This window comes from Paraburkholderia franconis (assembly GCF_009362735.1).
Taxonomy (GTDB): domain Bacteria; phylum Pseudomonadota; class Gammaproteobacteria; order Burkholderiales; family Burkholderiaceae; genus Paraburkholderia; species Paraburkholderia franconis.
Map to the genome: position 1 here is coordinate 69,741 of NZ_WHNP01000027.1, position 22,954 is coordinate 92,694.

Genomic DNA, 22,954 nt, shown 5'->3' on the forward strand with positions numbered 1-22,954 from the left:
TCGGTTTTCGGGCTGGCCCTTTGTTTTTTATGTCTGCGACGCTGTTTGGTTTTTCTGACGTCTGCGACGCTGTTTTCCTTTGCCCTTATCGCGGGCAGCTGCGATTGCGGTTTGTGTCTGTGACGGCTTTTGTTTTGGTCTTTATGGCTTGCCGCCGGCATCCGCGATTGCGCCTCGCGGCGCGGGCGTTGCCCCTGTGCGGGGCGGCACTCACTTTCTTTGCCGCCGCAAAGAAAGTAAGCAAAGAAAGCGGGCTCACACCGCCTGTGCTTGACACTTACCCACGGGCTCTCAACGTCCCCGTTTTTCTTGCACCGATGTGCTGGCTTGCATTCGTTGCCAACGCTCCGGCTAAACGCCTGACCCGCTTCATGCAGGTGTGGCACGGCTAAGGGCATCGAATGCTTCAGCGCCGCATGTCGGTAGTGAACGAGGTTGCAGTGTTGTACACGTCAACGCCCGCCACTTGTAGCCGCATCGCGTAGCGAGGGTGTCCTGTGCGGCGCGAATACCTACACACAGTTTGCCGCAAGGGGGCTTGGGAATATTCAATGTCGCGCGCCGCAGTTCAGGTGCATGATGCAGGTGAGGCGTCAAATAAACGCGCTGGCAACGCGTGTGAGATAGCGCTCTGCCGTATGAAGCATGGGGACGTTGAGAGCCCGTGGGTAAGTGTCAAGGACTGGCGGTGTGAGCGGCTTTCTTTTGCCTACTTTTCTTTGCCGCTGCAAAGAAAAGTAGGTGCCGCCCCGCACAGGGGCAACGCCCGCGCCGTGAGGCGCATCGCGGATGCCAGCGCGAGAGCAAGAACACCACAATTAAAAGCCGTCGCGGACACAAACCGCGGATGCCTGCAGCAAGCCATAAAGGCCAAAACAAAAGCCGTCGCAGACAGAGAAAACCACATCCATGATCCATGAAACAGTAATCACAACAGCAGCAGCCGACGGCCACCCCCACGTGGCGCCGATGGGCGTGCGCTTCGAGCATGGACTCGCGATCCTGGCCCCGTTCAGACCGTCGAAAACCCTCGACAACATCCTCGAAACCCAGGCTGCCGTCATCAACTTCACGACCGATGTGCGTGTCTTCGCCGGCTGCGTGACGGGCGCGCAGCGCGACTGGCCGACCCGCGCCGCGAGCCGCGTCGGCAGTGTGCGGCTGCAGCAATCGCTCGCGCACACCGAGCTGCTGCTCGACCACATGACCGACGATCCGCAACGCCCCGTGCTCCACATGCGTTGCGTGCACAGCGAAATGCACGCGCCGTTCGGCGGCTTCAATCGCGCGCAGGCGGCCGTCGTCGAAGGCGCGATTCTGGTGAGCCGCCTGTTCATGCTGCCCGCCGACAAGGTCGACCGCGAAATGGCCTATCTGAAGATCGCCATCGACAAGACGGCCGGCCCCGATGAACTCATCGCGTGGCAATGGATCACGGCCGCCGTCGAACGCTTTCGCGCAACAGGCACCGCGTCGGAGCCGGGGAAAAGCAGCGCGCCCGCGCCGTCGCACGCCGGCACGACATGATGCCGCCATCCGCGCATCGCCTACGCATCGCCCTTTCGGAGACTTCGATGACCGCATTGCTAGCCAGCGTTCGCTCGACGGAAGAAGCGCTCGACGCCGCCGCTGCCGGCGCCGATCTGATCGACCTGAAGGAACCGCTCGACGGCGCGCTGGGCGGCGTGCGCATCGACGATCTCTGGCGCATCGCGCATGCGCTGCGCGCGCGCTACCCTGTCAAGCCGATCAGCGCGACGATCGGCGACCTGCCTTCCGATGCGCTCGATACGATCGCGGCGCGCGTCGCCGAAGTCGGCGATGCAGGCGTGGACTTCGTGAAAGTCGGCGTGATGCCGGGACCGCATGCGCACGCGTGTCTGACGCACCTCGCCGGCCTGGACGCGGCCGTGCTTCCCGTGTTGCTGTCCGACGACGGCGTCGATGCAGCGCTCGTCGACCATGCGGCGACGCTCGGCTTCGAAGGCATCGTGTTCGATACGGCGGGCAAGGCGGGTCGCACGCTCTTTGATTGCATCGACGGCGCGACGCTCGCGCGCTACGTCGCGACGATCCGCGCGTCGGGCGCGATGGCGTGCATCGCGGGCTCGCTGGGCTGGCTGCAACTCGATCAGATTCGCGCGCTCGCGCCCGACGTCGCCGGATTTCGCACGGCGCTTTGCGAAAACGGCCGCACGTCACGGCTCGATCCGCGCCGCGTCGCGCAATGGGCGGATGCGCTGCATCACGCGGCACCGAGCGCTGCCGCGTGATGCGATGCCGTATGCGCGATGCGACGTAACGTAACGTAACGTGATGCGATGCGATGCGGTGCGATGCGATGCGATGTGACGTGACGTGATGCGATGTGACGTGATGCGACGTGACGTGACGTGATGCGTATGCGCAAACGCGCAGTGCGTCGTGCGCCTTGCGCACAGCGCCCGCACAGACGCTCAAAACCGCTCAAACCGCCGATGCATTCAGCAGCCGCTCGCGCACCAGCGCGACATCCGTCTTGCTGAACAGCTCGACCTCGTAGTTCGCCTCTTTCACGTAGTGGACGAAGCCCGGATCGACCACGCCCTTCGACGCGAGTGTGACGAGCGGCACGCCCTCGCCGATCGGGCATGACTTCACGACCATCAGGCGCTCGGCGTTCAGCGTCGTCGACAGCCACGCGGCGAGGCTGTCGGACGTCGTGTCCCAGTTGGTCATCGAATCGGGCGTGACACGCATCAGGCACACGGGCATCCACACGGCGACCTTGCCCTTGCGCAACGCGCGCCGGATCAGCTCCTCGTTCGTCGCGAGCACGAGATCGGGCAGGACGGCCTGCATGAGAAGCGCGTATTGCGTCATCGCGAGCAGACACATGTTGTGCGCGGCGAGATCGTCGAACTGCCATTCCTGCTGATACGCGCGCACGCAGTCCGCAAAGTCCCCGCCGCCGGGCACGATCACGACGCGCCCGCCGCCGACTTCCCAAAGCTGCGTGAGCCAGTCCCGCAGCGACGGGTCGTGACTCAGGCTTCCCCCGATCTTCACCACCCACATGTCCGTTACCTCGCTCTCGTTCGACTCCACGGCGGCGTTGTGCCGCGCTGATGGCCCCCGCTGATGCCCGTCCACGCCCTGCTACGCGTCACCCGCCCGATGCCGCGAGCCTGCATGCGGCCACGCGTGTAGCGCACCGAAGCGCGCCGCATGCCGCGCGGACGCGCACGTGGGGAAACACTCACGCGGCGCGCCCCATGCTCGCGCAGCCGCATACGCTCGCGAAAACATTCACGCAGCGCGCGTCGACGCCCGCCGCTCCTCGAACCCGTTCGCCATCAGCAATGCGACGGCGACACTCGGCGCACACGTCGCGATCCATTCGGCGGCGTGCTCGGGCGCACTCGCCGCCGTGCGCGTCAGCGTGCCGAAGTCCACGTAATCAAGCGCATTCGCGCGCGCCAGCGACGCCGCCAGAAATCTCCCGCATCCCGCGCCGACGATGGGCGCCCCTTGCAACGACGGATGCGCTTCATACACCTGCGCGAAACTCGCGCCGATCGCCTGCAACTGCGCGTCGCGCCATGCGTGCGCGAACTCGCGCCATTCGTGCTCGGGCGCATCGGCGGCATCGCGGCCGATCATGCGCGCGAGCCGCGCGCAACTCGCGGCCACCGTCTTCGGCCCGTTGTCCGCGCTTGCGTGCTGGTCATGCGGTGCCCACAGCTCGCCCGTCAGCCGGTACACGTCGGCGCTCGTCGCGAACCATTCGTTCATTACGCCCGTCGTCTCGCCGCGAAACGCAATCCGATGCGCGATGCCGCACAGCGGCGTGCGCACGACGCCGTGATACGCGAGCTCGCCCGTCGCGAGCCGCGCCGCATCGTTGGAGCCGCGCGCCGCGACGCGCCCCGCGACGACGGGCACGATATCCGTCGTCGTGCTGCCGATGTCGATCAGCACGCAGTCGCGCATGCGCGTCGCGATGTATTGCGCCGTCGCGAGCCAGTTCGCCGATGCCACCGCTCGCCACTGCGTGACACTGTACGCGGCGTCGAGCCAACCGGAAGCGCCCGCAAAGAAGACCGTTGCTCTGCCGATGCGCGCGGCGAGCGCACCGACGATCGCGCGCACACCGTGCTCGCGGTCCGCGAAGAGATCGACCATTTCGCCCGTCATCGTCACCGCATGGCGCGAGCGCGCGTGAAGCGCATCGGGCCAGCGCGCCGCGACATCGTCGATCGCGCGATGCAGATGTTCCAGCCCCTGCCACAGCGGACAGGCCCATTGCGCGATATCGGCGACGGCGCCCGATGCATCGACGCGCGACACCTTCACGTGCGCGCCGCCGACATCCCAACCGAAGATCGCGAATTCGCTCGAAGCAGAGGATGGGCTCATGTTGCCGTTCCGCAAGTGGAGAGCGCGTTATCGGCAGCGGGACGCGCGCGGACATGCAGGCCGTGCGCAGCGAGCACGTCGGCGGCGAGATTGCGGCCCAGCCGCGCGGACTGACCCGCATACGCAACGGTCGCGCGCGGATTCACTTCGATGACGACAGGGCCACGGCTCGGGTGCCACACGACATCGATCCCGACGAACCCGCGCAGTCCCGGCAGCGCGGCTGCGACCTGCTGCGCCAGCGCATCGAGCGCGCGGCCTTGCGCGCCGTTGCGGTCGATGCAGCCGATGTCCACGCCTTCGAAGCCGACGACCTGACCCGGATGCCCCGCCACGGCCGCCGCCACGCCGATGCGCTGCAGGTTGATGCTGACGAGCGTCGTGCGCGATGTATCGCAGCCATCGCAGATCAGCGACACGCTCAGCGGATCGCCGTCCACCCATTCCTGAAGCACCGTATCGCGCCCCGCCGCGCAGCGCGCCGCATATTCGGCGCGCGCGCCGTCCGCGTCGTCGAACACATGCGTATCGAGACCGCCCGCGCCGTCGTCGGGCTTGACGACCCAGCGCCGCTGCGTGCGCGCGTCGATCCGCGCGGCCTCGAGCGCGGGCGTCACGGCGATGCCGCGCGACGCGAGGCGCTGCGCCGTCGCGCGCTTGCTCGACGCGAGCGCGATCGCTTCCTTCGTGCAGCCGATCCAGCGCGCGGGACCGACGGCATCGGCGAGATCGAGCATCAGACCGTCGCACTCGGGCGCGACGATCCACGCATAGTCGTGCTCGCGCGCCGCCCTCGCGACGAATTCGAGCATCGTTTCGCCGGGTTTCGCGCGACAATGCGCGACGCCTTCGTCGACGGTCTCGAAGCGCGAGCTGGCGAAGCTGACCTGCACGCCGTCGAGCTGCCGCAGATCGCCGACAATCGCATCGCGCATCATGCGTCCTTCGACGACGAGCGCGCTCAGGTCCGCGAGACTGCTGTTGTCCGCGAACTGCCGGTCGATGCCTCCGCCGGTGAGATACTCATAAACCCAGAGCTTCATCAAGGAACGTCTCCGCATGCAGGTGATCCCGGTTCTCGATCTGCTCGACGCTCACGCGGTGCGCGCGATACGCGGCGACCGCGCAAACTATCGGCCCATCCAGTCTTCCCTCTGCGCGACGAGCGAACCGCTCGCCGTCGCCCGCGCGCTGCTCGCCGCGAGCCGCACGCGTGTACTCTACGTCGCCGACCTGGGCGCGATCATGTCGCGCGATGCCGACCCGTCGACGCTCGCCGCACTTGCCACGAGCCTCGATGATCCACGCCGGCATGACCCGCAGCGCGCGCCGCTCGAAATCTGGCTCGACGCCGGCTATGCCGACTTCCCGTCGGTGCTCGGCCACTTCGCGCGCATCGCTTCCGCTATCGGCTCCACGCATGAACACGAGGCGATTGCGCGCATCGTGCCCGTGTTCGGCTCCGAATCGCTGCGCTCGCCCGATGCGTTGCGCGAAGCCGAAGCGGCCGGCTACGCGCCCATCCTGTCGCTCGACCATCGCGGCGGCCAGCTCATCGCAACCCACGACATCGCCGATGCGCTGCGTACACCGTCGACCTGGCCTGCGCGCGTGATCGTGATGACGCTCGATCAGGTCGGCGCCGATGCAGGCCCCGACCTCGATACGTTCGGCCCGATCCGCGCGCAAGCGGGCCAGCGCACGCTGATCGGCGCGGGCGGCATCCGTCATCGCGACGATCTCGATGCGGCGGCACGCAGTGGCGCCGACGCGTGGCTGATCGCGTCGGCACTTCATGACGGCAGGCTCATCGACACGCATACAACACGCGCACGATGAACGCGGACGCTTCGGCGTGATCGGCGAAACAATATCCATGCCACGCGGACTGCGTTGCAGCAACGGCGCGCGTCGCTTGCTCATTGCGCGTCGTCGTGTCCCGAAGTGACACACTGTTGCAGCGCGGAGCACATACTGTGCTGCACGCGCCTGGCCGCGCGAAACGCGGAGCCGCTTCATTCGCTGAACGTGCGCACTTGCGTTCGACGGTTCGCTGCGCCGGGCCCAAAAGCGTGTGACGCGTGGGCCATCGGCAAGCACCGCGAGAACGCGCAATAGCGCAATAACGCGTACGCACGCGTCGCGCCATGCGAGCCGCCCCCCATGCGTGCACGACGCGCGGCATGCACGAAATCGGCACGGACCTTGCTGAACGGTTCCCATGCACGAGTCCGACTCCCACGTCACGAAGGCCAATGCGGCGTCGCCCGCCGATGAGCCATTGACGTTCGCCGCGGCGACAACCGACTGGACCTGCCCGTTCTGCCCGCTGCTGTGCGACGACATCGAGGTCCATCCCGGCAACGACGGGACGCTCGCCGCGCCCTTCACCGATTGCCCGCGCCTCGCGCACGCGCTGACGCGCTACGACGCAAGCGACAACGTGTGCTCGCCTTCGATCGACGGCACGCCCGCATCGCTCGATGCCGCGCTCGACGAAGCCGTCACCGTGCTCGCCCGATCGCGCCGCCCGCTGTTCGGCTGCGCGACGGACATCGCGGGAACGCGCGCGCTGTACGCGCTGGCGGCTGGCTGCGGCGCCATCGTCGATTCGCTGCAGGGCGACGCGATGACGGCCGCGACGCTCGCATTGCAGGATCGCGGCGCGTTCTTCACGACGCTCTCGGAAGTGCGCTCGCGCGCGGACCTGCTCGTCGTGTTCGGCTGCGAGCCATCCGCGCAGCATCCACGCTTCTACGAACGCATCGCGAGCGGCACGGCGATGCAGCGCGAAATCCGCTTCGTCGGCTGCGAGATCGATCCCGTCGCGAGCCGCCTCGACGACGCGCGCGCTGGTTCGATTCTTTCCGCCGCGTCGCTGCACGACGTGCTAGCGCTGTGGTCGGCGATTGCCGAAGGCCGCAAGCCCGAAGCGCTCGAAGACGGTACGGGCATCGCAACCGAGCTTGCGTCGCTGATCGCGCGCATACACGAGGCGCGCTACACCGCATTTGTGATCGAGCCCGCCGCTTTGCCGCAGCCGCATGCGGCGCTGCTGATTGAAGCGTTGCACCGTATCGTCAAGGCGATCAACCGGACGAGCCGCGCTGGCGTGCTGACGCTCGGCGGCGCGGACGGCGCATTGAGCGTCAATCAGGCGGTCACGTGGCTGTCGGGGTTTCCGTTGCGCACGCGCGTGTCGAAGCCTGACCGTCTGCCGGGCACGCCGCCGCTCGATCACGATCCCTATCGCTATCGGATGGCGCGCCTGCTTGAGGCAGGCGAAGTCGACGTGCTGTTGTGGATCGCCAGCTTCGAGCCGCACACGCTGCCCGCCGAACTGCGCGACGATGTGCCCGTCGTCGTGCTCGGCGCGCCCACGCTCGCATCGTCGATCGCGCCGCGCGGCGCGAAGACCGTGTTCATTCCCGTCGCTACGCCGGGGATCGACAGCGACGGCCATCTGTTTCGCGTCGATGCGTCCGTCGTCATGCCGTTGCATCCTGCGCGCAACATTGCGCTGCCCAGCGTCGCGACGATCGCCGCGCGTCTTGCCGACGACCTCGCCGCGCGCGCCGCGTTGACGCGGAGGCCGTCATGAGCATCGCGCGACTGCGGGGCGGCCGCCTCTACGATCCCGCTAACGGCATCGACGGCGAAGTGCGCGACATCTATATCAGCGAAGGCCGCATCGTCGCGCCGCCCGCCGATGGCGCCGTCGATGTGGACTACGACGCGCAAAGCATGGTCGTGATGGCGGGCGGCATCGATCTGCATTCGCACATCGGCGGCGGCAAGACGAACCTGTCGCGGCTGCTGTTGCCCGAAGATCATCGCGACGACGCGCCGCGCGATGCATCGTATGAAGCCGTGCAGGACGAACGGGGCCGCTATCTGCGCATGCCGTCGTGCGGGATCTGCACGCCCGGTACGCTCGCCACCGGCTATCGCTATGCGGAGATGGGCTACACGGCCGCGTTCGAGCCCGCGATGATCGCGTCGAATGCACGCCACGCGCATCTGGAAATGGGCGACACGCCGATCATCGATCACGGCGCTTACGTGATGCTCGGCAACGACGAGCTGTTCTTGCAAATGCTCGCCGCGAAGGACGACTTCGAGCGCTTGCGCGATTACGTCGGCTGGACGATGCACGCGAGCCGCGCGCTCGGCGTGAAGGTGGTCAATCCCGGCGGCATTTCGGCGTTCAAGTTCAACCAGCGCTCGCTCGATGTCGACGAGGCGCACGCGCATTACGGGATCACGCCGCGCGACGTATTGCGCACGCTGACGCGCGCGCTGACGGAACTGCGCGTGCCGCATCCGTTGCACGTGCATGCTAGCAATCTCGGCGTGCCGGGCAACATCGATTCGACGATCGCGACGATGGATGCCGCCGACGGCCTGCCCATCCATCTGACGCACATCCAGTTCCATAGCTACGGCACGGAAGGCCCGCGCAAGTTTTCGTCGGGCGCGCGCGCGATCGCGGAGGCCGCGAACGCGCGGCCCAACGTGTCGATCGACGTGGGCCAGATCATTTTCGGGCAGACAGTCACGGCATCCGGCGACACGATGATGCAGTTCAAGAACGCACCGCTCGCACGGCCGCATAAATGGATTGTCGGCGATATCGAATGCGATGCCGGTTGCGGCGTGGTGCCGTTCCGCTATCGCGAGCAAAGCTATGTGAATGCGCTGCAATGGATCATCGGCCTCGAAATTTTCCTGCTGGTGAACGACCCGTGGCGCGTGTCGATGACGACCGATCATCCGAACGGCGGACCGTTCACGAGCTATCCGCATCTGATTCGCCTGCTGATGGACAAGCCGTTCCGCGACGCGCAGCTGGATCGGCTGCATCCCGAAGCGAAAGTCGCGAGCGCGCTACAGGAATTGAAGCGCGAGTACTCGCTGTATGAGATCGCGATCGTCACGCGCGCGGGCCCTGCGCGACTGCTCGGCCTGAAAGACCGCGGCCATCTCGGGCCGGGCGCCGCCGCCGATATCGCCGTCTATCGCGACGACGCCGATCGCGAGCGGATGTTCACGTCGCCCGCGTATGTGTTCAAGGACGGCCAGTTGGTCGCGCGCGACGGCAACCTCGTATCGACGCCGACGGGCGGCATCCACTTCGTCTCCCCCGATTTCGACAGGAGCATTGAAACGACGCTGCGCCAGTACAGCGAAGCGAATCTGGCCACCAGTTTCGCCCATGCCGCGATCAGCGACGATGAAATCTGCGCGTGCTGTCGCGGCGGACGGCTGTTGCCCGTCGCATGTTTCGCGCGGGCGTGAGTCGCACGACAAAGACGAGGACAGACAGGGCCAACGCGCGATGCAGATCAACGACACCCTGATCGACGACACGTTCGCAGAAGCCTTCCCGATGAAGGCGACGCGGCTCGTCATCACCGCGCACACGCCGCGCTGGGCGCGTGCGGCGGCCGATTCGCTGACAGGCTTCGCGACGTCGGTAATCGACTGCGGCTGCGAGGCTGGCATCGAGCACGAAATAACCGCCGACGCGACACCTGACGGCCGGCCCGGCATCTCGGTGCTGATCTTCGCGGTGTCGTCGAAGGAGCTGGCGAAGCAGATCGTGCGGCGGGTCGGCCAATGCGTGCTGACGTGCCCGACGACGGCCGTCTACAACGGCATCGATCCGGCGACCACGCGCGCGCCACTGTCGGACGCTGCGCCGCTCGGCGGCTCGCTGCGCTTTTTCGGCGACGGCTGGCAGATTTCAAAGGTGCTGAACGGCGTGCGCTACTGGCGCGTGCCCGTGATGGACGGCGAGTTCGTCTGCGAGGAAACGGTGCAGACGGTGAAGGCCGTCGGCGGTGGCAATCTGCTGCTGCTCGCGCGCGACCTCGACAGCGCGTTGGAAGCAGCGGAAGCCGCCGTCGCCGCGATGCATCGCCTCGCGAATGTGATTACGCCGTTTCCTGGCGGCGTCGTGCGTTCGGGATCGAAGATCGGGTCGAAATACAAAGGCGCGGTCGCGTCGACGAACGATGCGTTCTGTCCGACGCTGATCGGCTTGTCGCACCGCAGCGAACTCGATGCGCAGACGGGCTGCGTGCTCGAAATCGTGATCGACGGACTGACGGATGCCGACGTTGGCGCGGCCATGACGGCGGGCATCGACGCGGCATCGGCGGCAGGCAGTGGTGTCGTGCGCATTTCCGCGGGGAACTATGGCGGCAAGCTCGGGCCCTACCATTTCAGGCTGCGCGAACTGGCGGCGGGCATTGTGCAGCGCGAAACGGGCGACACATCAGGTAGCGCGACGAACGCCGCGAAGGACGGCGCGCCATGACCGCCATCACGTTGCGCGTGAAGCATGCGCCGGGCTTTCGCGTCGACGGCTCGCCGCTGCTGCCGTCGGCGTTGTCGGCGCTGTCGGGCGACGCGATCGAGCGGCTCCTGCTGTCTGCCGGCAACGAAGCGTGTGCGGTCGGCGATCTGTTCGACGTATCGCTCGCGACGAACGACGATGAAGCGCGCGTCGTGATCGAAGGCGATGCGCGCTGGCTGGACGGCATCGGCGCGCAACTCGATGCGGGCAGCGTGCGCGTGACGGGCCCAGTCGGCGATTACGCCGGCTTGCGAATGACGGGCGGCACGCTGGACATCGAAGGCGACGCGGGGCATTTCACCGGCTGTGAGATGCGCGGCGGGCGCCTGACGGTCGAGGGCCACAGCGGCGATTTCGTCGCGGGCGCGAGGCCAGGCGGAATGGAAGGCATGACGGGCGGCACGCTGGTCGTCGCCGGCAACGCGGGCGCGCGCCTTGCCGACCGGATGCGGCGCGGCACCGTGCTGATCGGCGGCGACACGGGCGATTACGCGGCGTCGCGGCTCGTCGCGGGCACGATCGGCATCGCTGGCCGTCTGGGTGCACACTATGGCTATGGCATGCGGCGCGGCACACTGTTGCTGCTGCAACGGCCGGAACGCGTGCCGCCCACTTTTACGGCAGGCGGGCGCGGCTTCGACGTGTTCTGGTCGCTGTTCGCGCGTGCACTTGGCGCGCAATGCAGCGGGACGGCTCCTGCATCTGCGTTAATAAAGCGACGGCTTACGCCGTTTGCAGCGCTCGATGCGCACAGGCTGCCGCAGCGCTACGCGGGCGATCTTGCAGTCGATGGACGCGGCGAACTGCTGATCGTCGAATAATGCAGGCGCCGCCGAATGATCGAGGGAACCGACATCATGAACGCCACACGCTCGACCGACGTCGCGCGCACGGAAAGGGAGGCGCCAACGCGCTACCCGATGCCGCTGATCGTGCTGCACTGGCTGATCGCGTTCGGCATCATCGCGATGCTGGCGATCGGCCTGTACATGGTCGGCTTGCCGCGCGGCCTGCCCTTCAAGGCCGCGCTGATCAACTTTCACAAGTCGCTCGGCTTGACGATTTTCCTGCTGGCGCTGATCCGCATCGGAGTTCTCATGGTATCCGGCAGGCCGCCGTTGCCGCCGATGCGAGCGTGGCAACGCGCCGCCGCGAGCGCCACGCAGGTTCTTTTATACGTTTCGATGATCGCGATGCCGGTGACGGGCTATCTGGGCTCGTCGTTCAACACGTACGGCACGCGCTTCTGGGGACTCCTGCTGCCAAAGTGGGGCTGGGACGACAAGCCGATGCGCGACTTGTGGTTCGGCATTCATCAGATCGTCGCATGGATCTTCATCGTCATAATCGCGCTGCACATCGCGGGCGCGATCAAGCATCAATTGATAGACCGCGACGGACTGTTGCGCAGGATGCTGCCATGACTGCCATGACACGCAACGCTCATCAGTCGAAGCGCTTTTTCACGGCCTATTCAGGAGCGCGCGGACAATGAAGATCAAGGTGCTCGGTTCGTCGGCGGGCGGAGGCTTTCCGCAGTGGAACTGCAATTGCCACAACTGCGACGGCGTGCGCAAGGGCACGCTCAACGCGCAGCGGCGCACGCAGTCGTCGATTGCGGTGAGCGTCGACGGCATCGCGTGGCTGCTCGTGAACGCGTCGCCCGATATCCTCGCGCAGATCGCCGCGAATCCGGAGATGCAGCCCGCGCGCCATGCCCGCGATACGGGCATCGCCGCCGTGCTGCTGATGGATGCGCAGATCGATCACGTGACGGGTCTGCTGATGCTGCGCGAGAATAGCGCGCCGCTCCCGCTGCATGCAACCGGGGCCGTGTGGCAAGACCTGTCGACGGGCTTTCCCATCGTCTCGATCCTGTCGCACTACTGCGGCACCGAGCGCCACACGATCGCGCTCGATGCAGGCCCGTTCGAAATCGGCGCGCTGCCCGGCGTGCGCATCGAAGCGCTGCCGCTGTCGAGCAAGGCGCCGCCCTACTCGCCGCATCGCGCGGCGCCCGAGCGCGGCGACAACATCGGCCTGCTGCTCACCGCGCCCGATTCGGGCAAGCGCGTGTTTTACGCGCCCGGCCTCGGCGTGCTCGAGCCACACATCCGCGAGGCGATGCGCAGCGCCGATCTGTTGCTCGTCGACGGCACGACGTGGACGAACGACGAAATGATCGCGCTGGGCCTGTCGAAGAAAACGGCCGCCGACATGGGCCATCTCGCGCAAACAGGTGCGGGCGGCATGATCGACGTGCTGGATTCGCTCGATAGGCCGAACGCGCGAAAGGTGCTAATACATATCAACAACACGAACCCGATCCTGATCGACGACGGACCCGAGCGGCGCATCCTCGCGCAGCACGGCATCGAAGTCGCGCACGACGGGATGCTGTTCGAGTTGTAGGCGGCAGCGCGCTGCCAGTACAGACATGGAAACGGAGAATCGATCGATGACTCTCAAGAGCGACACCGGCCCTGCATGGACCCGCAAAGAATTCGAAGCGCAATTGCGCGCGAAGGGTCAGGCGTATCACATTCATCACCCGTTCAACGTGAAGATGAATAGCGGCGGATGCTCGCGCGAGCAGATTCGCGGCTGGGTCGCAAACCGCTTCTACTATCAGATCAACATTCCGCTGAAGGATGCCGCGATTCTCTCCAATTGCCCCGACCGCGCGACGCGCCGCCGCTGGGTGCTGCGCATTCTCGATCACGACGGCTACGGCAACGACGAAGGCGGCATCGAAACGTGGGCGCGGCTGGGCGATGCCGTCGGCCTGTCGCGCGACGAACTGTGGTCGCTCGAACACGTGGTGCCCGGCGTGCGCTTCGCCGTCGACGCGTATGTGAATTTCGCGCGCCGCGCGCCGTGGCAGGAGGCCGTCTGCTCGTCGCTGACGGAAATCTTCGCGCCGCAAATTCACAAGGACAGGCTCGCCACGTGGCCCGAGCACTATCCGTGGATCAAGCCCGAAGGACTCGCGTATTTCCGCTCGCGCATTTCGCTTGCGCAACGCGATGTCGAACATGGCCTCGCCGTCACGCTCGATCATTTCCGCACGCGCGAGCAACAGGAACGCGCGCTCGACATCCTGCAGTTCAAGCTCGACATTCTGTGGACCATGCTCGACGCAATCGAGAAGGCTTTCCCCGCATGAATACGCCCACGAACACGCCGCACGACAGCGCCGCGCAAGGCGGTGAACAACGCGGCCCGAAGCTCAGCAGCCTGTTCCGTCTGCAATGGGAACCGGCGCAGGATGCGCATGTGCTGCTGTATCCCGAAGGGATGGTGAAGCTGAACCAGAGCGCCGCGCAAATCCTGTTGCGCTGTGACGGCACGCGCGACATGCCGACGCTCGTCGCCGAGCTGGAACAGGCGTTCAACGCGACAGGACTCGCGCCCGAAGTCCAGGCATTCGTCGACCACGCGCGCTCGCGTGGCTGGCTGGAGTAACACCATGAGCGATCTCGCGATTGCGGAACGGGAGCACGCGCGGCAGGCGGCGCGCAGCGACGTCGGCCCGCCGTTGTGGCTGCTGGCGGAACTGACGTACCGCTGCCCGCTGCATTGCGCGTTTTGCTACAACCCGGTCGACTACACCGACCATCGCAACGAGTTGAGCACTGCGCAATGGATCGGCGTATTGCGCGAGGCGCGCAAGCTCGGTGCCGCGCAGCTCGGCTTTTCAGGCGGCGAGCCGCTGATGCGCGACGATCTCGAAGAACTCGTCGCCGAAGCGCACAAGCTCGGCTTCTACACGAACCTGATCACATCGGGCGTCGGCCTGACGGATGCGCGGCTCGACGTGCTCAAGGCGAACGGGCTCGATCATATCCAGTTGTCGTTTCAGGATTCGACCCAGGAGCTGAACGACTTTCTGAGCAGCACGCGCACGTTCGACCTGAAGAACCGCGTCGCGCGCGCGATCAAGGCACACGGCTTTCCGATGGTGCTCAACTGCGTGCTGCATCGCTACAACCTGCCGCACGTCGACAAGATCATCGACATGGCGCTCGCGATGGGCGCCGAATATCTGGAGCTTGCGAACACGCAGTACTACGGCTGGGCGCACGCGAACCGCGCGCAACTGATGCCGACGGCCGAGCAGCTGCGCGAAGCGGAAGCCGTCGTCGAACGCTATCGCAAGGAGATCGGCAACCGCTGCAAGATCTTCTTCGTCGTGCCCGACTACTTCGAAACGCGGCCCAAGCGCTGCATGAACGGCTGGGGCTCGGTGTTCCTCGGCGTCGCGCCCGATGGCGCCGCGTTGCCCTGCCATTCGGCGCGCTCGCTCCCCGGCCTCACGTTTCCGAACGTGAAGGACATGCCGCTCGCCGACATCTGGTACACGAGCGACGCGTTCAACCGCTTTCGCGGCTTCGAATGGATGAAGGAGCCGTGCCGCAGTTGCGACGAAAAGACCAAAGACCTCGGCGGCTGCCGCTGCCAGGCGTATCTGCTGACACACGACGCCGCCAATGCCGACCCCGTCTGCGACAAATCGGAGCATCACGAGCAGGTCGTGAAGGTCGTACGCGATGCGGCCCGACGCGGCGCGGCGCTTGCACCCGACGAACAGCCCGTCACGTTCCGCAACGACGCGAACTCGCGGCGGTTCGTCGGCGATGCACAAAGCGGTGCGCAAAGCAGTCCGCATGGCGGCACGCGCGCGGCAACGGGAACGACGGCGACGGCGACAGCGACGCCATCCAAAGAGAAAGCGCGATCATGACGACGCCCGCCATCTCCGTGCTTCTCGTCGACGATCACGCCGTCGTGCGCGAAGGCTATCGACGTCTGCTCGAACTCAGCCCCGATGTGCGCGTCGCGGGCGAAGCGGCCGACGCGATGCAGGCTTACCAGCGCTTCTGCGCGTTGCAGCCCGATGTCGTCGTGATGGATCTTGCGATGCCGGGCGCAAGCGGCATCGAAGCGATGCGCCGGATGCTTGCGCGCGAGCCCGATGCGCGCGTGCTGATCTTCAGCGTGCACGAAGAGGCGCTCTTCGTGCGCCGCGCGTTCGATGCGGGCGCGAGCGGCTATGTGACGAAGGCGAGCGCGCCCGATGTGCTCGTCGAAGCGGTGCGCGCCGTCGCGCGGCGCGTGCGTTATCTGAGCGCTGACGTCTCGCACGCGCTCGCGTTGCGGACGATGTTCAACGAAGGACCACCGGGACGCCAGTTGTCCGCGCGCGAGTTCGAAGTGCTGCGTCTGCTCGTGCAGGGCTATACGCTGCCCGTGATCGCCGAGCGGCTCGGCCTGAGCCAGAAGACGATTGCGAATCATCAGTCCGCGATCAGGCAGAAGTTCGGCGCGAACAACGGCGTGCAGCTCGTGCAGATCGCGCAACGCCTCGGACTTCAGTTCTCCGAGCTCGCCGCGCCTCACGAGCTCTTCGGCTCATCGGGTTCGATGGGTACGCTCGGAACGCTAGGCTCGGGCAGCCCGACATGAGGCGGCACGCGGGCGCATAGCAGAAAGCCTCGTCCCGGCTCGCTCGCGACATGGAACTCGCCGCCGAGCGCCTCGACGCGCTCGCGCATGCCGACGAGCCCTAGCCCCGTGCGAGGCTTCGACAGATCGGCGCCGGGGCCGTCGTCGGCGACCGTCACGACGATCTCGCCGCCGCGCTCGCCGTCAAGCGGCGCTCTCACCAGATAGATCTCGACGCTCGACTCGCGCGCGAACTTCGACACGTTCGTCAGCGCTTCCTGCACGAAGCGGTAGAGCGTGATGTTGAGCGCGTCGGTGAAGCCATCGAAGTCGCCGTCGATGGTGAGCTTGAACGACGCATCGGGCAGCCGCTCGCGCCAGCCTTCGACGCAATGCTCCAGCGCGCTCGGCAAGCCGAGGTCATCGAGGCCGATGGGCCGCAGCTTGCGGATCATCCCGCCGATCTGCCGGTAGACGAAGCTCGCGCTTTGCAACACGGCAAGCGACGCGCGATGAATCTCTTCGCTATCCGCCGACAGATCGCGAATCCGCGCGGCATCGAGCGCGATCGCGTTCAGGTACTGGCCCAGTTCGTCGTGCAGCTCGCGCGCGAGATGCCGGCGCTCCGCTTCCTGCGCTTCGATGCCTTCGCTCGCAAGGCGCCGGTTGTCGGCCAGCAGCCGCTCGGCCTCCTCCTCCGCTGCGCGCCTGCGCAGCAATTCCCTCTGTGACTCCCGATAGCGCCGCCATGCAAACCATGCGCAGCCCGCCGCGAGCACGAACATCGTGACGGGCAGTTCGTCGAGCTGATAGCGCTCGCTATTGCGGCTCCAGCGATACGCGAGCTCGCTGACATCGAACGTCGCACACAGCGCCCAGACGATCGCAGTCAGCGTCACGACACATGCGAACTCGATCCATGCGGCTGAGTGCGGTTCTTTTGCGCGGTCTCTGCCGTGACTTTTCGCGTGGCCTTCATCCCGCGGTGGCATCGCGCGCTGCTGCGCGGCGGGCGCTTGCGTCGCGCTCGCCGCATCGGCCCGGCTGCCTGCTGCTTGCCGCGCGACCGGCGCCGGGTTGGCCGGATTCACTGGAGAGAGAGCTTCGGGCATGAGCGTATCGATGGAAGCAGTGACTCATTCTACTCATCCGACGGGCGCTTTTCGCATCGTCGATGCGTGAGGGAAGGCTTCCCGAAAGAATCGGGAAAGCTTCCCGCGCGATCCACGTCCCTCGTATGCGACTCTGCATTGAGCGGCGATCAGGGCAGAAGCAGGCAACGAGCAGCAGACAGGGCATTCATGCGCAGCCCGAACGACCGGCCGCCGCCGATAACGCTAGAACAACCCGCTGGAGAGGACAACCATGAAACATCCGCGGCGCACATCGCGGCGCGCGCGCCTGTATCCGCGTAACGGCGCGTTTCAGATCGTAGTCGGCAGCGCGCTGGCGAGTCTTTGTGCGGCCTCGTGGTCGCAGGAAGCCGCTACAACGCCCACCAGCATGCAGCAAGCGACAACGCAGGAAACACCACAAAACACGGCGCAAAACGAGTCGCAAAGCGGGTCGCAAGACGTCGCGCAAAACCAGAACCCTCCGCAGCAAACCGAACAGCCGTCGATACTCGTGATCGGCACGACTCCGCTCGTCGGCATCGGCACGGCTATCGAACTCGTGCCCGCGAACGTGCAGACCATACGCGGACGCGAGATCGACGGGCAGCATCCGAACACGCTGACCGACTACTTCGCGAGCAATCTGCAGAGCGTCGATATCAACGATGCGCAAGGCAATCCGTCGCAAGTCGACATCAACTATCGCGGCTTCACGGCCTCGCCGCTGGTCGGCACGCCGCAGGGGCTGTCTGTCTTTCTCGACGGCGTGCGCGTCAACGAGCCGTTCGGCGACGTCGTCAACTGGGACCTGATACCGCAAGCCGCAATCGAAACGATCCAGCTGATTCCCGGCTCGAATCCGACCTTCGGCCTCAACACGCTCGGCGGCGCGATTGCGATCACGACGAAGAACGGCAGCACATCGCCGGGCGGCGAGGCCGAGATCAGCGGCGGCTCGTGGGGACGCAAGAGCGCGCAGATCCAGCAAGGCGGAATGATCGGCGGCAACCTCGACTACTACTTCACGGCAAACGCGACCAACGACGACGGCTGGGCCGATCACAACGGCAGCCGTCTGCGCCAGGCATTCGGCAAGCTGCGCTATCACGATGCCGACAACACGCTGTCGATCTCCGCTGGCGGCGCGGACAACACGCTCGACGGCTCGCAGACGATTCCGCGCTCGTTCCTCGACAACCGTTCGCAGGCTTACACGTTTCCGGATCAGAACCGGAACGAGGTCGGCTATCTGACGATCGCAGGCGAGCATTACTTCACGCCCCATATCCAGCTGAGCGGCAATCTCTACTATCGCCACTACCGCAACGAAAACGTGAGCAGCAACGTCAACGACGACTTCGATCCCGGCAATCCCGACGATGTGTCGCCCGCGACCAACCTGCAATCGACGATCTTCACCGAAAGCTACGGCGGCAGCCTGCAGCTGTCGCTGCTGCAACAGCTCTTCGGCAAGCGCAACGACCTGGTGCTCGGCATGGCCGCCGATCTGGCGAACTCGCATTTCACGCAGTCGTCACAGGACGCGCTCTTCACCGACACGCGCGCGACGATCGGCACGGGTCCATTCGTGCCGGCCACCGATGCGAAGACACGCAACGAAACGTATGGCATCTATTTCAACGACACGTTCTCGTTCAACGAGCAATGGTCGATGACGCTTGCAGGCCGCTACAACTGGTCGCGCACGACGATCGGCGACGAGAGCGGCCAGCAGCCGCTGCTCGATGGCCGCCATGTGTTCTCGCGCTTCAATCCCGCTGTCGGCGTCAACTGGAATCCGACCGACAACTTCACCGCCTACGCGTCTTACAACGAAGGCATGCGCTCGCCGACGTCGATCGAGCTCGCGTGCGCGGACCCGGACGCGCCATGCTCGCTGCCGAACGACTTCATCGCCGACCCTGCTCTGAAACCCGTGATATCGAAGACGTTCGAAATCGGCGCGCGCGGAAGGCTCGGCAGGAATACGACATGGAGCGCGGCGCTCTATCGCACGACGCTCGACGACGACATTCAATTCGTCAGCAGCAATGGCGCGTCGAGTACGCTCGGCTTCTTTCAGAATGTCGGCAAGACGCGCCGTCAGGGCATCGAGCTCGCGGCGCGCACGAAGTACGGCCCCGTCGGCGTGAGCGCGAGCTATAGCTATGTGGACGCGACGTATCGATCGACGTGGACGGAAAGCAGCGCGAGCAATTCGAGCGCCGACACGAACGGCAACATCACCGTGAAGCCGGGCGACCGCATTCCCGGCATTCCCGCCAATACCGTGAAAGTACGCGTCGACTACACGCCGATCGCGAAGTGGAACATCGGCACGAACCTCACGTACCGGGGCGGTATCTTCGCGCGCGGCGACGAGAACAATCAGGATGTGAACGGCACGGTGGCGGGCTACTTCCTGATCGATCTCGATACGACCTACAACGTGACGAAGCAGCTACAGGTATTCGCGACAGTCAAGAATCTGCTGAACAGGCACTATGCGAACTTCGCGATTCTCGGCGAGAACTTCTTCAATGGGCCGAACCATACGTTTGATCCGAACAATCTCACCAACGAGCAGTTTCTCGGTATAGGCGCGCCGCGCGGCGTGTGTGTCGGCTTGCGCTACGCGTGGAAGTAATTGAAGCGTGCCCGCTTTATATTCCCGCTTACCACCAAAGTCATATAGCCCTGAGCGCCTGCGAAAACCATACTGGGTTCAAGCCGCGTGGCCGCACAGTCATCTTTCGCATGGCCGAGCTTTCGCGAGGCTGACTACGTGTCAACGAATTCAATCCTGTCTTGCCACAGATTCTGATGGTTGTGCACGTCTAAAGGTCGGCGTGGCTGTCCGCTTTCTTCGAATGCGACCCACGCTTTCGTCCCGGTCTGGCGCAACCGCGTAATGCGCTGCAATTGTTCGATGGAGACTCAAATGAAGACGATGCTCATCCTCTGCGGCGGCGCGCTCTGCCTGTCAGCCTTGCAAGCGTATGCGCAGGAAAGCGCTACCGGCACGGCAACCTCGACGTCCACCACGCCGGAAACCGTTCTCAACTCGGAAGGCCCCGGCATGTCGGCAACGTCGATGTCCGGCAGCGCAGCCATCTCGCACGGAAAAACGCGCGCTGAGGTCTATCAGGATCTCGTACGCTCGCAAAAGAGTGGCGAAGCCGATCGCCTGAACGAACTCTTCAAGGGTGGCAACTGAGCGAAACGGTTGCATGCCGTTCGAAAGCCCGGCACGAAGCGGGGCCCGTCAGCGATGACAGGCCCCTTTGCACATTCATCTTACGGATCGATGCCGCGTTTCTTCGATCGGCGTGACTTAAAGCGGCCCGCGCCGCCCCGCTCCGCTGGCAATTTCGGCAGCCACGCATGCTCTCCGACGGGCACGGTAGGCGGGCGCGCCGTGGCAGGACAGGTGTCGACAAGCTCATGCGGCGATGCGCCCAGCGTGGCTGGGTCTTCATCGGTCGCCTTCTGCTCGATCCACTTGCGGCTCGCGAGCGGCTTCGTCGTCGGCGCGATCTGCGCTGCATTCTTCGCTGCAATCTTCGCTGCTTTCTTCGACGCATTCTTCGACGCGTTCTTCGCGGCCGTCATCGGCGTGAGGACTGCGGCCTCTCCTGTTACCTTCGCTTGCGCGAATAAACGCGATACCTGCGGCGCGGCCGCGCTCGTCCCCGTGATGGCGGCGAGGCTCCCGCTGCGCGTGCTCGCGCCCAGCACGCCGGCGCAGGCGGGCGAGTCCTCGCTGACGGCAGTCGCATCGGGTCCGTTTCTCTGCTTCGTGCGAAGCGAAGGTCCCGTCGATGAATAGAGCGCGGCCTTGCCGTCCGTGCGCCGATAAGCGCCGACCACGACGGTATAGTCACCCGTCGCGATCGAACTCAATGTGCTGCTGCGCCTTATCCACGATTCCGTGTTGCCTTTGTCGAAATCCCTCACATGCGAACCCGAGATGAAGCGCTTGTAAAGCGGATCGTCGAAGCGCGACTGGCGTCCGCGCATCGGGTAGCCAAACGCCGTTTCGTTGCGCTGTACCCACGCGTGTATGTTCAGCGCTTCGCCACGGCGCGCCGTGTTCGAGACGGTCACGCTCCAGTTGCCTGCCGGCGTTGCGTCGCGCGAAGGATCGCGCGTGATCGTGGGCGCAAGCGCGATCAGGATCATCCTGTTGTCGCCCGTCGCGACGCGGTCCAGATACACGGATGCGCACAGCACATTGCTGCCCGGTTGCCACGCGTAGAAATTTTTCACCGACATGGCAGGGCTTTTATCGCCCGTCGGCGGACACACCTGGATTTTGACCTTCGACGGATCGGCATGCTCAGGCAACCAGATCTCCAGAAAACTGGGCGTCGCGCAATCCGGCAGCACACGCCATGTGAGGCTCTTCGATTCGCCATGCGCAAGCTCGACGTTCGCATGACAGCGCAGCACGTTGCTGTTTCCAGCGGGCACGACGACGCACAGATCACGATGCTGATCGATCAGCTCGTCGATGGCTCGTTCGATGATCGAGCTGCCGTCATGCGCTCCCGCCATATAGCCGTAGCTCAGATTGAGCACCACACAGTAATCGTGGCCGTGACTTTGGGCGAGATCGTCGGCGCGGCGCAGGATGTAGCGCATCGCATCGAGCGCGTGTGTGGCGAACCAGAGTCCCGACGTATCGCGCACCGTTCGCCCAGGCGTCCTGAACTGCACGCCGATCAGCCGCACTTTCTCGAGCGCCTTCGTTTCGTCGCCCAGCCGCTGCAGGAAAGCCGCATGCAGATCGCCGGGACGCACGCCGCCTGCCAGGTCCATCGCTTCCGTGCCGTGCGCCCAGCGCTTGCGCACGCCGATGTACCCCGCCTCCCGATGCACGGCGTCTTCATCGATCAATCCGCCTTGCGTGTAACGCGCGAGCATATCGTCTATGCCGGCCTTCGACAGTTCGCGCCCATAGTGCAGACCGGCCAGCGTGCCGGGCGCGTCGTCCTGATTCCAGAAGTATTCGATCCGCGTGGCCGATGGATCGCCAGAAGAACGAAAGCGTTCGTGCGCGAATGCGAGGCCATCGTCCATCACGCCGAGGAACACCATGCGCTCGCGCTTCGCGCCCGCTGCCCTGGTCTTTGCCTGAGAAGCGGCAGCGAACTGCGGGCCCGTGCCCGTTGCGAGCACCGTCGCAGCCTGCGATGCGCCGACAGGCTGATCGTCGGGCACGATCGGCATGCCGAGTTCGAAACGCTTCACGAAGCCCTTGAGCGTCGTGTCGAGCTTTGCAAAGAACACCTTCGTGACGGCGGCAGTCAGGAAGTGCGTGTGCGCGAGATCGCGCGGCGGATAGCGATAAAGCGACGACACCCGTAGCCACGCTTTCCACGCCGCGTGCGTGCTTTCGAGACTCTCTGCGAACGACTGTGCCGTCAGCGGCGTGCCATCCGGTCCGAACACTTCGAGTTCGATGATGACGCGCACCCAGCCCGCAGGCGGTCCGCCCAGGTCGGCGAACAGCGTCGCATCGGCCCATGCGAGATACGGGTCGGCCCGCGCTACGCCGTTCGCGCGCCCCGTCCAGTCCAGACCGCTCCACGCGCCGGCCTTGCCTGTCAACGATTGCCAGGTCATCGCCCAC

21 protein-coding genes are annotated in these 22,954 nt (G+C 65.4%); 16 read left to right on the forward strand and 5 right to left on the reverse strand.

The genetic code is table 11. The features are described 5' to 3' along the window. The first annotated feature begins 29 nt into the window (after nucleotides 1-29). The 3 genes from GCT13_RS48545 (at nucleotide 30) to GCT13_RS25985 (ending at nucleotide 2,273) form a co-directional block, all read left to right on the forward strand. A complete protein-coding gene (locus tag GCT13_RS48545; protein WP_193727763.1) occupies nucleotides 30-392 on the forward strand; it encodes a hypothetical protein in 363 nt (120 codons plus the stop codon). 517 nt (nucleotides 393-909) lie between these two features. Continuing rightward, complete coding sequence (locus tag GCT13_RS25980; RefSeq protein WP_152763001.1) at nucleotides 910-1,527, forward strand: DUF447 domain-containing protein; 618 nt, start codon at nucleotides 910-912, stop codon at nucleotides 1,525-1,527. Between the two features lie 47 nt (nucleotides 1,528-1,574). Next, nucleotides 1,575-2,273: a (5-formylfuran-3-yl)methyl phosphate synthase gene (locus GCT13_RS25985; RefSeq protein WP_152763003.1), complete on the forward strand. Its 699-nt coding sequence runs from the start codon at nucleotides 1,575-1,577 to the stop codon at nucleotides 2,271-2,273. Nucleotides 2,274-2,466: 193 nt separating this feature from the next. Here GCT13_RS25985 and GCT13_RS25990 read toward each other — a convergent pair whose 3' ends face one another. The 3 genes from GCT13_RS25990 to GCT13_RS26000 all read right to left on the reverse strand — a co-directional run bounded on the left by GCT13_RS25990 (nucleotide 2,467) and on the right by GCT13_RS26000 (nucleotide 5,441). Next, the gene (locus tag GCT13_RS25990; protein ID WP_152763006.1) at nucleotides 2,467-3,057 is read right to left on the reverse strand and encodes an amino acid kinase family protein; all 591 of its coding nucleotides are present in this window, start codon (nucleotides 3,055-3,057) and stop codon (nucleotides 2,467-2,469) included. 231 nt (nucleotides 3,058-3,288) lie between these two features. Continuing rightward, on the reverse strand, nucleotides 3,289-4,398 hold the full coding sequence (locus GCT13_RS25995) for a hydantoinase/oxoprolinase family protein (RefSeq protein WP_152763008.1): 1,110 nt from the start codon (nucleotides 4,396-4,398) through the stop codon (nucleotides 3,289-3,291). After that, nucleotides 4,395-5,441: an ATP-grasp domain-containing protein gene (locus tag GCT13_RS26000; RefSeq protein ID WP_152763010.1), complete on the reverse strand. Its 1,047-nt coding sequence runs from the start codon at nucleotides 5,439-5,441 to the stop codon at nucleotides 4,395-4,397. The genes GCT13_RS25995 and GCT13_RS26000 overlap by 4 nt, the downstream gene beginning before the upstream one ends. Before the next feature lie 16 nt (nucleotides 5,442-5,457). Between GCT13_RS26000 and GCT13_RS26005 the strand changes: the two genes are divergently transcribed. From GCT13_RS26005 to GCT13_RS26055, 11 genes are all read left to right on the forward strand, one after another. Then, nucleotides 5,458-6,237: a HisA/HisF-related TIM barrel protein gene (locus tag GCT13_RS26005; RefSeq protein ID WP_152763012.1), complete on the forward strand. Its 780-nt coding sequence runs from the start codon at nucleotides 5,458-5,460 to the stop codon at nucleotides 6,235-6,237. 382 nt (nucleotides 6,238-6,619) lie between these two features. Continuing rightward, a complete protein-coding gene (locus GCT13_RS26010) occupies nucleotides 6,620-7,999 on the forward strand; it encodes a molybdopterin-binding domain-containing protein (protein WP_193727764.1) in 1,380 nt (459 codons plus the stop codon). After that, the gene (locus GCT13_RS26015; RefSeq protein WP_152763014.1) at nucleotides 7,996-9,696 is read left to right on the forward strand and encodes a formylmethanofuran dehydrogenase subunit A; all 1,701 of its coding nucleotides are present in this window, start codon (nucleotides 7,996-7,998) and stop codon (nucleotides 9,694-9,696) included. The genes GCT13_RS26010 and GCT13_RS26015 overlap by 4 nt, the downstream gene beginning before the upstream one ends. 40 nt (nucleotides 9,697-9,736) lie before the next feature. Continuing rightward, nucleotides 9,737-10,720, forward strand: a complete 984-nt coding sequence (fhcD, locus tag GCT13_RS26020) for a formylmethanofuran--tetrahydromethanopterin N-formyltransferase (RefSeq protein ID WP_152763016.1) — start codon at nucleotides 9,737-9,739, stop codon at nucleotides 10,718-10,720. Beyond that, nucleotides 10,717-11,580, forward strand: coding sequence for a formylmethanofuran dehydrogenase subunit C (locus GCT13_RS26025; RefSeq protein ID WP_152763018.1), 864 nt, complete (start codon nucleotides 10,717-10,719; stop codon nucleotides 11,578-11,580). The genes fhcD and GCT13_RS26025 overlap by 4 nt, the downstream gene beginning before the upstream one ends. Before the next feature lie 36 nt (nucleotides 11,581-11,616). Then, nucleotides 11,617-12,183, forward strand: a complete 567-nt coding sequence (locus tag GCT13_RS26030; RefSeq protein ID WP_152763020.1) for a cytochrome b — start codon at nucleotides 11,617-11,619, stop codon at nucleotides 12,181-12,183. A 67-nt stretch (nucleotides 12,184-12,250) separates the two neighbouring features. Continuing rightward, nucleotides 12,251-13,171 (forward strand): pyrroloquinoline quinone biosynthesis protein PqqB, encoded by a 921-nt coding sequence (gene pqqB / locus GCT13_RS26035; protein ID WP_152763022.1) that lies wholly within the window; start codon nucleotides 12,251-12,253, stop codon nucleotides 13,169-13,171. A gap of 46 nt (nucleotides 13,172-13,217) precedes the next feature. Further along, nucleotides 13,218-13,925, forward strand: coding sequence for a pyrroloquinoline-quinone synthase PqqC (gene pqqC / locus GCT13_RS26040; protein WP_152763024.1), 708 nt, complete (start codon nucleotides 13,218-13,220; stop codon nucleotides 13,923-13,925). Next, on the forward strand, nucleotides 13,922-14,224 hold the full coding sequence (gene pqqD / locus GCT13_RS26045) for a pyrroloquinoline quinone biosynthesis peptide chaperone PqqD (protein ID WP_152763026.1): 303 nt from the start codon (nucleotides 13,922-13,924) through the stop codon (nucleotides 14,222-14,224). The genes pqqC and pqqD overlap by 4 nt, the downstream gene beginning before the upstream one ends. Nucleotides 14,225-14,228: 4 nt before the next feature. Then, nucleotides 14,229-15,503: a pyrroloquinoline quinone biosynthesis protein PqqE gene (gene pqqE / locus GCT13_RS26050; protein ID WP_227747012.1), complete on the forward strand. Its 1,275-nt coding sequence runs from the start codon at nucleotides 14,229-14,231 to the stop codon at nucleotides 15,501-15,503. After that, nucleotides 15,500-16,225 carry a response regulator transcription factor gene (locus GCT13_RS26055; RefSeq protein WP_152763028.1) on the forward strand — a complete coding sequence of 242 codons (726 nt, stop codon included), beginning with the start codon at nucleotides 15,500-15,502 and terminating at the stop codon, nucleotides 16,223-16,225. Before pqqE ends, GCT13_RS26055 begins: the two co-directional genes overlap by 4 nt. On the opposite strand, the gene GCT13_RS26060 is transcribed toward GCT13_RS26055, so the two are convergent. Beyond that, on the reverse strand, nucleotides 16,156-17,196 hold the full coding sequence (locus tag GCT13_RS26060; RefSeq protein ID WP_152763074.1) for a sensor histidine kinase: 1,041 nt from the start codon (nucleotides 17,194-17,196) through the stop codon (nucleotides 16,156-16,158). The genes GCT13_RS26055 and GCT13_RS26060 overlap by 70 nt on opposite strands. A 373-nt stretch (nucleotides 17,197-17,569) precedes the next feature. Here GCT13_RS26060 and GCT13_RS26065 point away from each other — a divergent pair, with 373 nt between their 5' ends. Together GCT13_RS26065 and GCT13_RS26070 are read left to right on the forward strand one after the other, a co-directional pair. After that, nucleotides 17,570-19,966, forward strand: a complete 2,397-nt coding sequence (locus GCT13_RS26065) for a TonB-dependent receptor (protein WP_152763030.1) — start codon at nucleotides 17,570-17,572, stop codon at nucleotides 19,964-19,966. A 294-nt stretch (nucleotides 19,967-20,260) separates the two neighbouring features. Further along, nucleotides 20,261-20,536, forward strand: a complete 276-nt coding sequence (locus GCT13_RS26070) for a hypothetical protein (RefSeq protein ID WP_152763032.1) — start codon at nucleotides 20,261-20,263, stop codon at nucleotides 20,534-20,536. 80 nt (nucleotides 20,537-20,616) lie between these two features. Here GCT13_RS26070 and GCT13_RS26075 read toward each other — a convergent pair whose 3' ends face one another. Continuing rightward, a complete protein-coding gene (locus GCT13_RS26075) occupies nucleotides 20,617-22,947 on the reverse strand; it encodes a S8 family serine peptidase (protein WP_152763034.1) in 2,331 nt (776 codons plus the stop codon). Nucleotides 22,948-22,954 lie beyond the last annotated feature (7 nt).